This is a genomic window from Paraburkholderia sp. (assembly GCF_035656215.1).
Classification (GTDB): Bacteria; Pseudomonadota; Gammaproteobacteria; order Burkholderiales; family Burkholderiaceae; genus Paraburkholderia.
Genome location: NZ_DASRSY010000282.1, coordinates 1 through 12,006 on the forward strand (window position 1 = coordinate 1; position 12,006 = coordinate 12,006).

Annotated in this window: 12 protein-coding genes; 7 read left to right on the forward strand and 5 right to left on the reverse strand. The window is 62.2% G+C overall.

Features of this window, described 5'->3' with window-relative positions:
- The 7 genes from gph to VFE81_RS15830 all read left to right on the forward strand — a co-directional run.
- A partial coding sequence (gene gph, locus VFE81_RS15800) for a phosphoglycolate phosphatase (RefSeq protein WP_325045497.1) occupies positions 1 to 614 on the forward strand: 614 nt, incomplete at its 5' end.
- Positions 615 to 984: 370 nt separating this feature from the next.
- On the forward strand, positions 985 to 2,478 hold the full coding sequence (trpE, locus tag VFE81_RS15805) for an anthranilate synthase component I (protein ID WP_325045499.1): 1,494 nt from the start codon (positions 985 to 987) through the stop codon (positions 2,476 to 2,478).
- 13 nt (positions 2,479 to 2,491) lie between these two features.
- Entirely contained in the window at positions 2,492 to 3,079 is a 588-nt protein-coding gene (locus tag VFE81_RS15810) for an aminodeoxychorismate/anthranilate synthase component II (protein WP_325045500.1), read from the forward strand.
- Positions 3,080 to 3,096: 17 nt separating this feature from the next.
- Positions 3,097 to 4,128, forward strand: a complete 1,032-nt coding sequence (gene trpD, locus VFE81_RS15815; RefSeq protein ID WP_325045501.1) for an anthranilate phosphoribosyltransferase — start codon at positions 3,097 to 3,099, stop codon at positions 4,126 to 4,128.
- An 18-nt stretch (positions 4,129 to 4,146) separates the two neighbouring features.
- Positions 4,147 to 4,932: an indole-3-glycerol phosphate synthase TrpC gene (gene trpC, locus VFE81_RS15820; RefSeq protein WP_325045502.1), complete on the forward strand. Its 786-nt coding sequence runs from the start codon at positions 4,147 to 4,149 to the stop codon at positions 4,930 to 4,932.
- Between the two features lie 39 nt (positions 4,933 to 4,971).
- Positions 4,972 to 5,598 carry a CYTH domain-containing protein gene (locus tag VFE81_RS15825; RefSeq protein ID WP_325045503.1) on the forward strand — a complete coding sequence of 209 codons (627 nt, stop codon included), beginning with the start codon at positions 4,972 to 4,974 and terminating at the stop codon, positions 5,596 to 5,598.
- Between the two features lie 44 nt (positions 5,599 to 5,642).
- Entirely contained in the window at positions 5,643 to 6,482 is an 840-nt protein-coding gene (locus VFE81_RS15830) for a uracil-DNA glycosylase (RefSeq protein ID WP_325045504.1), read from the forward strand.
- A 195-nt stretch (positions 6,483 to 6,677) separates the two neighbouring features.
- On the opposite strand, the gene VFE81_RS15835 is transcribed toward VFE81_RS15830, so the two are convergent.
- The 5 genes from VFE81_RS15835 to VFE81_RS15855 all read right to left on the reverse strand — a co-directional run bounded on the left by VFE81_RS15835 (position 6,678) and on the right by VFE81_RS15855 (position 11,764).
- Entirely contained in the window at positions 6,678 to 7,274 is a 597-nt protein-coding gene (locus VFE81_RS15835) for an FMN-dependent NADH-azoreductase (protein WP_325045505.1), read from the reverse strand.
- A 154-nt stretch (positions 7,275 to 7,428) separates the two neighbouring features.
- Positions 7,429 to 9,219, reverse strand: a complete 1,791-nt coding sequence (locus tag VFE81_RS15840; protein ID WP_325045506.1) for a M61 family metallopeptidase — start codon at positions 9,217 to 9,219, stop codon at positions 7,429 to 7,431.
- 95 nt (positions 9,220 to 9,314) lie between these two features.
- Positions 9,315 to 10,040 (reverse strand): DsbC family protein, encoded by a 726-nt coding sequence (locus VFE81_RS15845; RefSeq protein WP_325045507.1) that lies wholly within the window; start codon positions 10,038 to 10,040, stop codon positions 9,315 to 9,317.
- Between the two features lie 123 nt (positions 10,041 to 10,163).
- A complete protein-coding gene (locus tag VFE81_RS15850) occupies positions 10,164 to 11,336 on the reverse strand; it encodes a UbiH/UbiF family hydroxylase (protein ID WP_325045508.1) in 1,173 nt (390 codons plus the stop codon).
- A 65-nt stretch (positions 11,337 to 11,401) separates the two neighbouring features.
- Positions 11,402 to 11,764, reverse strand: coding sequence for a hypothetical protein (locus VFE81_RS15855; protein WP_325045509.1), 363 nt, complete (start codon positions 11,762 to 11,764; stop codon positions 11,402 to 11,404).
- Positions 11,765 to 12,006: the final 242 nt, after the last annotated feature.

Below are 12,006 nucleotides of genomic sequence, written 5' to 3' on the forward strand. Positions count from 1 at the left end.
CCGGTCTGAACGGCATGCTCGCACAACTCGACGCGGCGGAAACCTCGCGCGAGGAAGTGGTCGGTTACATCGGCAAGGGCTCGGAGAATCTGATCCGCAGCGTGCTGGCTCAGCGCTTCGAAACGGACCACGCACAGGACCGTTTCGACGAAGCGCTCGCCATCTATCAGGCCGAGTACGCAAAAATCAACGGCGTGCACACGCGGCTGTACCCCGAGGTCGAAGCCGGTCTCAGCGCCATGCGCGAAGCCGGCCTCAAACTCGCCTGCGTCACCAACAAACCACACCGTTTCGCGGTCGACTTGCTGGAGCAATACGGGCTCAGCCAGTATTTCAGCATCGTGCTCGGTGGCGACAGCTTGCCGAAAAAGAAGCCAGATCCACTTCCCATGCTCACCGCCGCGGAACAGCTAGGCATTGCGCCGCAAGCCACGGTCGCCATCGGCGATTCGGAAAACGATGCGCTGGCAGGCCGCGCAGCGGACATGGCAACGCTGACGCTGCCGTACGGCTACAACCACGGCCGATCTATACAAGAAATAAAATCCGATGGTATAGTTGCCTCGCTGCTCGATGCCGCCAAGGCTATCGCAGCGCACCATTCCACGACCTGAAAAGTCCCACATCCTCATGTTTCTGAATAAAAAACGGAGTCTGATTAGCATCGACCGGGGAGCCTGGCCCTGGCGTCGCTGGTCGCGCTAACCTCGCCTGAGGTACGCTGAAGCTCGTCTTCGGCAACCGTTTTTTACTTCGCTGCGCTCACGCGTTTTTTCCATCATCTTGTTTCGCTGCACCGGTTGATTCGGCCTTCGTGTACCCGCAAAGTACATCTATGCGCTGAAACCCCTTGCACGCGTCGATGGGAAACTCGCGCCGGTCGGTATCATCGTGTCGAAACGTCGAACGAACGCCTGACCGGGCGCGCAACGCCCCGCTTTGTCCGACGCATAGTGCCGTCTGACGCACGTACAGGATCGGAACATGACCGAACTCGAATTCCAGTCCCTCGCCAACGAGGGTTTCAACCGCATTCCGCTGATCGCCGAAGCGCTCGCCGACCTCGAAACGCCGCTCTCGCTGTATCTGAAGCTCGCGCAGAGCGAACGCAACGGCGCCAACTCGTTCCTGCTGGAATCGGTGGTGGGCGGCGAACGCTTCGGCCGCTATTCGTTCATCGGTCTGCCGGCGCGCACGCTGCTGCGCACCCGCAACGGCGTGTCGGAAGTGGTGCGGGACGGCAAAGTCGTCGAAACGCACGAGGGTGATCCGCTCGAGTTCATCCAGCAATTCCAGGGCCGCTTCAAAGTGGCGCAGCGCCCCGGTCTGCCGCGCTTCGCGGGTGGCCTGGCCGGTTACTTCGGTTACGACGCGGTGCGCTACATCGAGAAAAAACTCGCGCACACCGCGCCGAAGGACGATCTGAACCTGCCGGACATCCAGTTGCTGCTCACCGAAGAAGTCGCGGTGATCGACAACCTCGCGGGCAAGCTGTACCTGGTGGTGTACTCGGATCCGACGCAACCCGAGGCCTACACGAAAGCCAAACAGCGTCTGCGTGAACTGCGCCAGCGTTTGCGCACGACCGTGCAGCCGCCAGTCACGTCGGCCAGCGTGCGCACCGAGACCTACCGCGAATTCGCAAAAGACGATTACCTGACGGCCGTGCGCAAGGCGAAGGAATACATCGCCGCCGGCGAGCTGATGCAGGTACAGGTCGGCCAGCGTCTGACCAAGCCGTACCGCGACAATCCGCTGTCGCTGTACCGCGCGCTGCGCTCGCTGAATCCGTCGCCGTATATGTATTTCTACAACTTCGGCGACTTCCACGTGGTCGGCGCGTCGCCGGAAATTCTGGTGCGTCAGGAAAAGCGCGGCGAGGATCGCATCGTCACAATCCGGCCGCTCGCCGGCACGCGTTCGCGCGGCAACACGCCGGAACGTGATGCAGAACTCGCCACCGAACTCCTGAACGACCCGAAGGAAATCGCCGAACACGTGATGCTGATCGACCTCGCGCGTAACGACGTGGGCCGTATTTCGCAGATCGGTTCGGTGGTCGTCACCGACCAGATGGTGATCGAAAAGTATTCGCATGTGCAGCACATCGTGAGTTCGGTCGAAGGCAAGCTGAAACCCGGCATCACTAATTTCGACGTGCTGCGCGCCACGTTCCCGGCCGGCACGTTGTCCGGCGCGCCGAAGGTCCGCGCGATGGAATTGATCGACGAGCTCGAACCGGTGAAGCGCGGCCTGTACGGCGGTGCGGTCGGCTATCTGTCATTCACCGGCGAAATGGATCTGGCCATCACGATCCGCACCGGCGTGATCGCAAACGGCAATCTGTATGTGCAGGCGGCAGCGGGTGTAGTCGCGGATTCGGTGCCGGAATCCGAATGGCAAGAGACCGAGAACAAGGCGCGCGCTGTGCTGCGTGCTGCCGAGCAAGTTCAAGACGGCCTCGATAGCGACTTCTGACCGGAGACACACCATGCTGCTTATGATCGATAACTACGACTCGTTCACCTACAACCTGGTGCAGTACTTCGGCGAACTCGGCGAAGACGTGCTCACCTATCGGAACGACGAAATCACGCTGGACGAAATTGCGAAGCTCAACCCGGAGCGCATTTGTCTGTCGCCCGGCCCAAGCAATCCGCAACACGCCGGCATTACGCTCGACGTGCTGCGCGAGTTCGCCGGCAAGACGCCGATTCTGGGCGTGTGCCTCGGCCATCAGGCGATCGGCGAAGCGTTCGGCGGCCGCGTCGTGCGCGCGCAAACCATCATGCACGGCAAGGTCAGCACGATCGAAACCGACTGCAAAGGTGTGTTCGCCGACCTGCCAAAGCATTTCGTCGTGACGCGTTATCACTCGCTCGCGATCGAACGCGAATCGCTGCCCGACTGCCTCGAAGTATCCGCATGGACCGAAGACGGCGAGATCATGGGCGTGCGTCACAAGGAACTGGCCGTTGAAGGCGTGCAGTTCCATCCGGAATCGATCCTGTCCGAACACGGCCACGCGCTGCTCGAAAACTTCGTGAAGCAGTCGAAGTCTGCTCACCGCACCGCTTGATAAAGAGAGACGAAATCATGTCGATTACGCCCCAGGAAGCGCTGCAACGCACGATCGAGCATCGCGAAATTTTCCACGACGAAATGTTGCACCTGATGCGCCTGATCATGCGCGGCGAACTGTCGCCCGTGATGTCGGCGGCGATCATCACCGGCCTGCGCGTCAAAAAAGAGACCATCGGCGAAATCACCGCCGCCGCCACGGTGATGCGTGAATTTGCCCGGCATGTCGAGGTACCGGACAACTCGAACTTCGTCGATATCGTCGGCACCGGCGGCGACGGTTCGCAAACCTTCAATATTTCCACGGCAACCATGTTCGTGTCGGCCGCTGCAGGCGCGAAGGTCGCGAAGCACGGCGGTCGCGGCGTATCGAGCAAGTCGGGCAGCGCGGACGTGCTCGAAGCGCTCGGCGTGAACATTGATCTGCAACCGGAACAGGTGGCGGCCTCGATTGCGGAAACCGGCATGGGCTTCATGTTCGCGCCGAACCATCATCCGGCGATGAAGAACATCGCGCCGGTGCGCCGCGAACTCGGCGTGCGGACCCTGTTCAACATTCTCGGACCGCTGACCAATCCGGCCGGCGCACCGAATCAGCTGATGGGCGTGTTCCACGGCGACCTCGTCGGCATTCAGGTGCGCGTGATGCAGCGCCTCGGCGCCAAGCACGTGCTGGTGGTGTACGGTATGGATGGCATGGACGAAGTCTCGCTCGGCGCGGCCACGCAGGTGGGCGAGTTGCGCGACGGCCAGATCCACGAATACGAAATCCATCCGGAAGACTTCGGCATGCAGATGGTGTCGAACCGTACGCTGAAAGTGGCCGACGCGGCCGAATCCAAACTGATGCTGCTCGAAGCGCTCGACAACAAGCCGGGCGTCGCGCGTGAAATCGTTACGCTGAACGCGGGCACTGCCCTCTATTCGGCAAACGTGGCGGCATCGATTGCGGACGGCATCCAGTTGGCGCGTGAAGCGATCGCGAGCGGCAAGGCCCGCGCCAAGGTCGACGATCTGATCCGCTTCACCCAGCAATTCAAGCAGTAACTACGTAGCGAGATACTCATGAGCGACATTCTCGACCGCATCATCGCGGTCAAACGCGAAGAAGTCCGCGCGGCCGCCCAAAGCGCGCCGCTAGAAGAACTGCGCCTCGAAGCATCGTCGCGCGACATCCGCGATTTCGTCGGCGCATTGCGCGCGAAACACGCGACCGGCCTCGCCGCTGTCATTTCCGAAGTGAAGAAAGCGAGTCCGTCAAAAGGCGTTCTGCGCGAAAACTTTGTCCCTGCCGAAATTGCGCGCTCGTATGAAAAACACGGTGCGGCCTGCTTGTCCGTTCTCACCGACGTGCAATTCTTCCAGGGCAGTGTGGCGTATCTCGAAGAGGCGCGCGCCGCCTGCAATCTGCCGGTGCTGCGCAAAGACTTCATCGTCGACCCGTACCAGATCGTCGAAGCCCGCGCGATGGGCGCCGACGCGATCCTGCTGATCGCCGCCGCGCTCGAAACTTCGCAGATGCAGGACCTCGAAGCGCTCGCGCATTCGCTGGGTCTCGCGGTACTGGTCGAAGTGCACGATAGCAATGAGCTGATGGAAGCGCTCACGCTGAAGACGCCGCTGATCGGTATCAACAACCGCAATCTGCGCACGTTCGAAACGTCGATCGAGACGACCATCGGCATGCTCGAATCGATTCCGGACGACCGTATCGTGGTCACGGAGTCGGGCATTCTGTCGCGCGTCGATGTCGAACGTCTGCGGGCGATGGACGTGCATACGTTCCTCGTCGGCGAGGCGTTCATGCGCGCGGAAGAGCCGGGTGTGGAACTTGCACGGATGTTTTTCTAAGCACAGTTTCGACATTCAGCGCACGCAGCGGAGCACACGATGGCCATGGAACGCGAAATCAAACTGGCACTGCCGGTGAGCCAGGTGAAAGCGGCGACGCAATGGTTCGTCGCGCGCACCGGCAAAGAGGGGCGCACGATCAAGCTGGCAAATATCTACTTCGACACACCCAAACTGGCACTGGCCACGTCGAAGAGTGCGCTGCGTTTGCGGCACACGCCGAACGGTTGGCTGCAAACATTCAAGACGGTGGGTAATGCCAAAGATGGTTTGCACAGCCGGCACGAATGGGAAATGTCCGTTGCGGGCGAGAAACTCGAAATCGACGCGCTGCTGCGTGAGTGTGACGAACCGACCGCCGCCGAAGCCTTGCGTCAGGCCGCGCCGGAACTGATCGAACTGTTTCGCACGAATTTCACGCGCACGCTGTGGAATGTCGAACTGGACGGCGCGGAAGTCGAAGCCGCGATTGACCAAGGCGACGTTATCGCGGAGGTGAACGGCGAGACGCGCCGCGCGCCGATCTCCGAAGTCGAGCTGGAACTGAAAGCCGGCGACGAGGCTGCGCTCAACGCGCTGGCGGCAGAGCTCGGCAAACAGGTTGCAGGGCTCGCGCCGGACGACATCAGCAAGGCGCAGCGCGGCTATCAGTTGCGGGCAGGCTAAGCACACCTTGAGCTACCCCGCGTTTGCTGCGACACTTCCCCGCCATGACCTCAGCTTCCCGCACCCGCTCCAATTCGTCGCAAGCCTCGTTGTTCGGCGACGCCTCCGCCATGCCGGCCGAAGCCGCCGCTCAGCCGCAGTCGCAAACAGCCGCCGGCTCGCCACCGCCGACGCTCGAAGCCCAATTCGCCGCCCTTCCTCCGGCCTGGCGCGCACACCTCAAGCCGTTCATCGAAAGCGACGCCTACGCGCCGCTGTGCCGTTTCGTCGACGGTGAACGCGCCGCCGGCAAAACCGTCTATCCCGCCGACGTCTTCCGGGCCCTGCGTCTCACCAGCCCCGACGAAGTCAAAGTCGTGATCCTCGGGCAGGACCCGTATCACGGCGAAGACCGCGGTACGCCGCAAGCGCACGGGCTGGCGTTTTCAGTGGCGCCGAACGTGCGCACGCCGCCGTCGCTGCGCAACATCTTCAAGGAAATCGCCGCAAGCCTCGGCCACGAGACGCCGCGCCATGGCTGCCTCGATACATGGGCCAAACAGGGCGTACTGCTGTTGAACACGGTGCTGACGGTCGAGCGCGATTCGGCCGCGAGTCACGCGAAACGTGGCTGGGAAAAATGCACCGACACGCTGATCCACGAGCTGGCCATGCGCCATGACGGCCTCGTGTTCATGCTGTGGGGCGCGCATGCGCAAGCCAAACGCGCGCTGCTTGGCGGCAAGTCGCATTACGTGCTGGAAGCGCCGCATCCCTCGCCGCTGTCGGCGCATCGGGGCTTTCTCGGCTGCGGGCATTTTGCGTCGGCCAACGAGTATCTCGTGAAGCACGGCCGCGCACCGATCGACTGGCGTTTGCCCGACGAAGCGCAGATGCTGGCGTAAGGCCAATTCGCGCGAAACGCACCGACACCAGCCAGAGGCGTGGGACCGGAAACCAGGAACCAAACGGCCAAGGATTCGGTGTCGGGAACCAGAGATCGCAGCCGCCGCACAAAACAAAAACGCCACGGAATTACACCCGTGGCGTTTTTCATTCTGCCGCGCCGCGATCACCCAGCGCGGGACAAACCTCACACCTTACGCAGCAGCGATCGCTTCACGCGCGCCAGCCAGCGCGGCAGTAGCAGCGTCCGGACCCATATTCAGGCCTTCGGCGTAGATAAAGTCCACGTCGGTCATACCGAGGAAGCCGAGGAAGCTCTTCAGATACGGCGTTTGGGTGTCGTTCGGGGTGCCCAGATACTTACCGCCGCGCGCCGAAACCACAAACACCTTCTTACCCTTCACGAGACCTTCCGGACCGTTCGCCGTGTACTGGAACGTGATGCCAGCGCGTGCGATGAAGTCGAAATACGTCTTCAGTTGCGACGAGATGCCGAAGTTGTACATCGGTGCGCCGATCACGACGATGTCGGCGGCTTGCAGTTCGGCGATCAGCGCTTCGCTGCGAGCAGAGATCGCGGCTTGTTCCGGCGTGCGCTGGTCGGCCGGCGTGAAGAACGCGCCGAGGACGGCGTCGTCCAGATGCGGCAGCGGTTCAGCTTGCAGGTTACGGACGACGACTTGCGCGCCCGGATTCGATTGTTGCAGCTTTGCGGTCAGCTCGTTGAGGAGCAGGGTCGAGTTCGCGCCTTGCGAGCGGGCTGCCGAGTTGATTTGCAGGATCGTGGTCATGGTTGACTCCAGTAGGGGCGCGCAGTTTTGCGCGAGTGGAGCCATTGTGATTTTTTACCCACCCGGGAAAAAGCCGTGCGGCAGCGAAGGATTGTTGCACTGGTAGAACAATCCCTCGCTTTGAAACAGCGATTAACACCGTCCCGGATTACGATCAGCTTGCCAGCCAGCGCTCCCGTGCCTTGCGCGCCGCCGGTCGTTTATCGCTCACCGCAAGCTTGTACCGCGACACCTCAGGACCATCCAGCTTGACTTGCGCGGTACGCAGCTCGTCGCGGCGGAAGGCGTGGACTTCGACCTTTGCACCCGGCAGATAGCGCGACAGCAACGAATCAAGATTCAAGCCCGTCACACGCAGACCGTCGAGCGCGATCAGCACGTCGCCCGCCGAGAGTCCTGCTTTTTGTGCCGCGCTGCCTTCGTGAACCGCCGCCAACGTGCAATCCACACCGCCGCGCATGCGCGCGCCGAGCGACGGTTTGCCGTTCTTGTCGAGTTCCGGCGCGAGCGTGACGCCGAACGGCGCGAGCAGCGTGTCGAGGGGCAGATCGCGCGTGCCGTGCACGGCTTCGGCGAGCAATTCGCCCAGTTGCACACCGGTCGCTTCGGCAAAAATCGCCTCGATCTCGCTTTCTTCGACGCCGACGGGCTTGCCGCGATAGAAGTCGCGCCCATACCGTTGCCACAACAGACGCATCACGTCGTCGAGCGATTTGCGGTTATTGGTCTGCGCGCGAATCGTCAGATCGAATGCGAGCGCGACGAGCGAACCCTTGGTGTAATAGCTGACGATCGCGTTCGGCGCGTTTTCGTCCTGCCGATAGTATTTGACCCAGGCGTCGAACGAGCTTTCGGCCACCGTCTGCTTCAGACGACCGCTGCCGCGCAGCACGCCACCGACTACCTTACCGAGCATGCCGAGATAGTCGTCTTGCGAGATCAGGCCGCTGCGTACGAGGATCAGATCGTCGTAGTAAGACGTAAAGCCTTCGAACAGCCACAGCAGCGACGTGGTGTTTTCGACGCTCAGGTCGTACGGCGCAAACACGGCCGGCTTGATGCGCTTCACATTCCAGGTGTGGAAGTATTCGTGGCTGCACAGACCGAGGTAGGTCCGGTAGCCCTCGGTGGGCGCGTCGCGGCCTTCCACCGGCAGATCGCCGCGATTGCAGATCAGCGCCGTCGAAGCGCGATGCTCCAGTCCGCCATAACCGTCGCTGACGGCCTGCGTCATGAACACGTAGCGCTCCATGGGCGCTTTCTTCGACTTCGGCTCGAACAACGCGATCTGCGCTTCGCAGATCCGCTTCAGATCGGCGGACAGACGCGCCATATCGAGCCCGATCACGCGCCCCGCGATCACGATGTCGTGCGGTACGCCGTGCGCCTTGAACGTCGCCAGCGCGAACTCTCCCAACGTGACCGGATGATCGATCAGCTCGTCGTAGTTCTGAGCGCGATACTCGCCGAAGCCGTAGCGCTTCGTGCCACGCGCTTCCGGCAGCGCAGTCGCGACGCGCCATTCGCGGTACGCCGCGCCTTCCGGTTTCTGAATATCGACCACGCACTGCGCTTCTTCGTGACCGAGCGGCGACAGGAATACGCTAGTGCCATTGAAAAAGCCCGTCGTATCGTCAAGATGCGCGGCGCGCACCGAGAGATCCCATGCATACACTTCGTAGCGCAGCGTCAACGCGCCTTTGACCGGCGCTGCCTGCCATGTGTGCTTGTCGGTCTTTTCGACGCGCACCTTCCGCCCCGCGTCGTTGACGGCGCGCAGCGTGACGATGTTGCGCGCGAATTCACGCACCATATAGCTGCCCGGAATCCACACCGGCAGCATGAAACGCTGGCCGGCCGGATCGGGATCGGCGACGGTTACGGTGACTTCGAAGAGATGGGCGGCGGGTTGCTTCGGAACGATGGTGTAGCGGATCGGCTTCATCGGCGGCGATTAGAAATTTTCTGGCGGGGATCTTCGGGGCTTGATGTGAAAGGAGGCGCACTTCGCGCCTCCTTTCTTCAACTGACGTTGCGTGCTCAGTGCACGGCGGACATTTCCTTGTCCAGCCGGTCTGCCGGCACGGCGCCAGGCAGGCGGCGGCCGTCGGCGAGGAACACCGTCGGCGTGCCGTCGACGTTCATCGCGCGGCCGAGCGCCAGATTCCTGTCGATCGCGGCGGTGTCGCAGGTACCGGCGGCGGTGGGCGCCTGATGGTTCTGCATCCACGATTCCCACGCCTTCGCGCGGTCGGTCGAGCACCAGATCGACTTCGACTTGGCGGTCGAATCAGGCGACAGCACCGGGTACAGGAAGGTGTAGACCGTGACGTTATCGATCGACTTGAGCGTCGTTTCGAGCTGCTTGCAGTACGGGCAGTTCGGATCGGAGAACACGGCGATCTTGCGCGCGCCGTTGCCCTTCACGACCTTCACCGCGTTCGCGAACGGCAGGCTAGCGAAGTCGATGCGGTTGGTCTCCGACAGACGTGCTTCAGTCAGATTCTTGCGGGTCTTGGCGTCGATCATGTCGCCGGTCATGAGGTAGTCGCCGTTTGCATCGCTATAGATGATCTGCGTGCCGAGGTTCACTTCGTAGAGGCCGGCGATCGGCGACTTCGTCACGCTCTTGATGGTCACGTCGGCCAGACGCGTTTGCAGCGTGGCTTTGAGCTTGTCGGTGGCTTGATCGGCCTGGGCGGAGCAACCGATCGTCACGGCAGCAATCGCGAGCGCAACGGCCGCGACGCGGAAGGATTTTTTCATGCTTAATTCCTGGGGTTCAATCGTGCGCGATGCGCGTTTTTGGGACGTTTCTGGTATGACCGGAATGGCGTCCATCTGTTCATGATACCCGTCTCGCCAGCCGGGCATGCGGGCTCGGGCGCTTTACCCCAGCGCGGCCGACACCAGCCAGCGCTTGATGAACGGCTGCGCGCCGACAAACGCCATACCGGTGTTGCGCAATACTTTGGCAAACGGACCGGGCGCCGAGAAGAGCTTTTGCAGGCCGTCGGTGGCGATCATCAGCGCGCGGATGTCTTCGCGGCGAGCGCGTTCATAGCGGCGCAGCAGCACCATGTCGCCGAGATCGCGGAACGCTTCCTTGCCGGCGACCGTCTCGGCGAGCGCCGCGACATCGCGCAAACCGAGGTTCATACCCTGGCCCGCCAACGGATGGATCAGATGCGCGGCATCGCCGACCAATGCGACGCGCGGCGCAACGAGCTTGTCGACCGTTTGCAGTGCGAGGGGGAAGCCTTGGGCGGGCGTCACGCATTCCAAAGCGCCAAACTGACCGCCTGTAACACGTTCGACTTCGGCTGCGAGTTGCGCCGGATCGAGCGCGAGCAGTTGGTCGGCATGCTCGGTGCGCGCCGACCAGACCAGCGACACGTGGCCGTCCGGCATCGGCAACAGCGCGATGATTTCGCCATCCTTGAACCATTGATAAGCGGTTTCGCCGTGCGGCTTTTCGGCCTTGAAATTCGCGACCACGCCGGTTTGCTTGTAGTCGCGCCGGTTCATCTTCGAGCCGATCTGTGCACGCAACCACGAATGCGCACCGTCCGCACCGACCAACAGATCGGCCTCGAGCACATTGCCGTTGGCAAGACCGACGCTGGCGCCGTCGGCGGCAAAGTCGAGCGCCTGCGCGCGCGTGTCGATCCAGGTGAGATTCGGCTGGAAACGCAGCGCGGCATCCAGCGCGCGCTCAATGACCGACGACTCGACGATCCATGCCAATTGCGGCACGGACGCCTGAAACGCGGAAAAATGGAGTTCGGCGTGCGCGTCGCCATACACGCGCATGTCATAGACGGGCCCGAGCTTTGACAGATCGAGCGCCTGCCAGACCCGCAACCGCCCCAGCAGCGCCTGCGAACTCGACGACAATGCGTAGACCCGCGAGTCGAAGGTCGCACCCGGCGGCAGCGCCGCGCAGGGTTGCGCGAGCAGCGCCACGCGCAACCCGCCTTGCGTCAGCGCCAACGCCGCGGTCTTGCCGACGAGCCCGCCGCCGATCACGGCGGCATCAAAGGTCTGATGGTGTGCGTTCATCCGCGCATTATAGCTGCGGGGGTTGCGGGGGACGGATCGAGGCGTGCGGCATTTCGGCCTGAAACCTAGTGTCCCAGCGCGGCGTGCGCCGCATCGGCTTCGCGAAAACGCATGAATTCACGGTCTGTAGAAAGGACGCTCCACGCGCTCATCACCAGCTCGCTCTTACGGTCCCGCTGGTCCCCTCGTACCGTGCAGTCTGGGAAAACCCGGTCGTACACGTGCCACAGCGAGTCGAAATCATTGGTATCGGCGAACTGCGCAATGCTGCGTTTATCGTCCTGAGTGAGCTGCTTCACCATGCAGTCCACCGTCTGGAGATCGGTTGCCGCCTGTGCGTCCTCGTAGTTCGGCGATAGCCAGGCAACCACACCGGCGCCAATCAGCGCAGCCCACACTACCCATCTGGCCCATGTTTTTATTGTCATCGTGCTTCCCCGGAAAGGGCTCTAGCGGCCCCGGACCCGCATACTACAATGTTCCGACAATATATTTCCGGGTAAGCACGGTTTCCCGCACCCTTCCCAGGAACCCTATCCGAACGGGTTACAATTGCGCTTTCCGTGACAAAACTCGCCCAGAATCGTCGAGGCAACGCCCCGATCTGGTGTCGTGTCCCGCTCCGCTGCGCTTCCTCCGCCACGCCAGGCGCGAAGGCTTTTCGAATCCT

Bases quoted from the DNA above. Each gene is read 5' to 3' on its own strand.
- trpE (WP_325045499.1), top strand. From the start codon at position 985: ATGACCGAACTCGAATTCCAGTCCCTCGCCAACGAGGGTTTCAACCGC.
- VFE81_RS15810 (WP_325045500.1), top strand. From the start codon at position 2,492: ATGCTGCTTATGATCGATAACTACGACTCGTTCACCTACAACCTGGTG.
- trpD (WP_325045501.1), top strand. From the start codon at position 3,097: ATGTCGATTACGCCCCAGGAAGCGCTGCAACGCACGATCGAGCATCGC.
- trpC (WP_325045502.1), top strand. From the start codon at position 4,147: ATGAGCGACATTCTCGACCGCATCATCGCGGTCAAACGCGAAGAAGTC.
- VFE81_RS15825 (WP_325045503.1), top strand. From the start codon at position 4,972: ATGGCCATGGAACGCGAAATCAAACTGGCACTGCCGGTGAGCCAGGTG.
- VFE81_RS15830 (WP_325045504.1), top strand. From the start codon at position 5,643: ATGACCTCAGCTTCCCGCACCCGCTCCAATTCGTCGCAAGCCTCGTTG.
- VFE81_RS15835 (WP_325045505.1), bottom strand. From the start codon at position 7,274: ATGACCACGATCCTGCAAATCAACTCGGCAGCCCGCTCGCAAGGCGCG.
- VFE81_RS15840 (WP_325045506.1), bottom strand. From the start codon at position 9,219: ATGAAGCCGATCCGCTACACCATCGTTCCGAAGCAACCCGCCGCCCAT.
- VFE81_RS15845 (WP_325045507.1), bottom strand. From the start codon at position 10,040: ATGAAAAAATCCTTCCGCGTCGCGGCCGTTGCGCTCGCGATTGCTGCC.
- VFE81_RS15850 (WP_325045508.1), bottom strand. From the start codon at position 11,336: ATGAACGCACACCATCAGACCTTTGATGCCGCCGTGATCGGCGGCGGG.
- VFE81_RS15855 (WP_325045509.1), bottom strand. From the start codon at position 11,764: ATGACAATAAAAACATGGGCCAGATGGGTAGTGTGGGCTGCGCTGATT.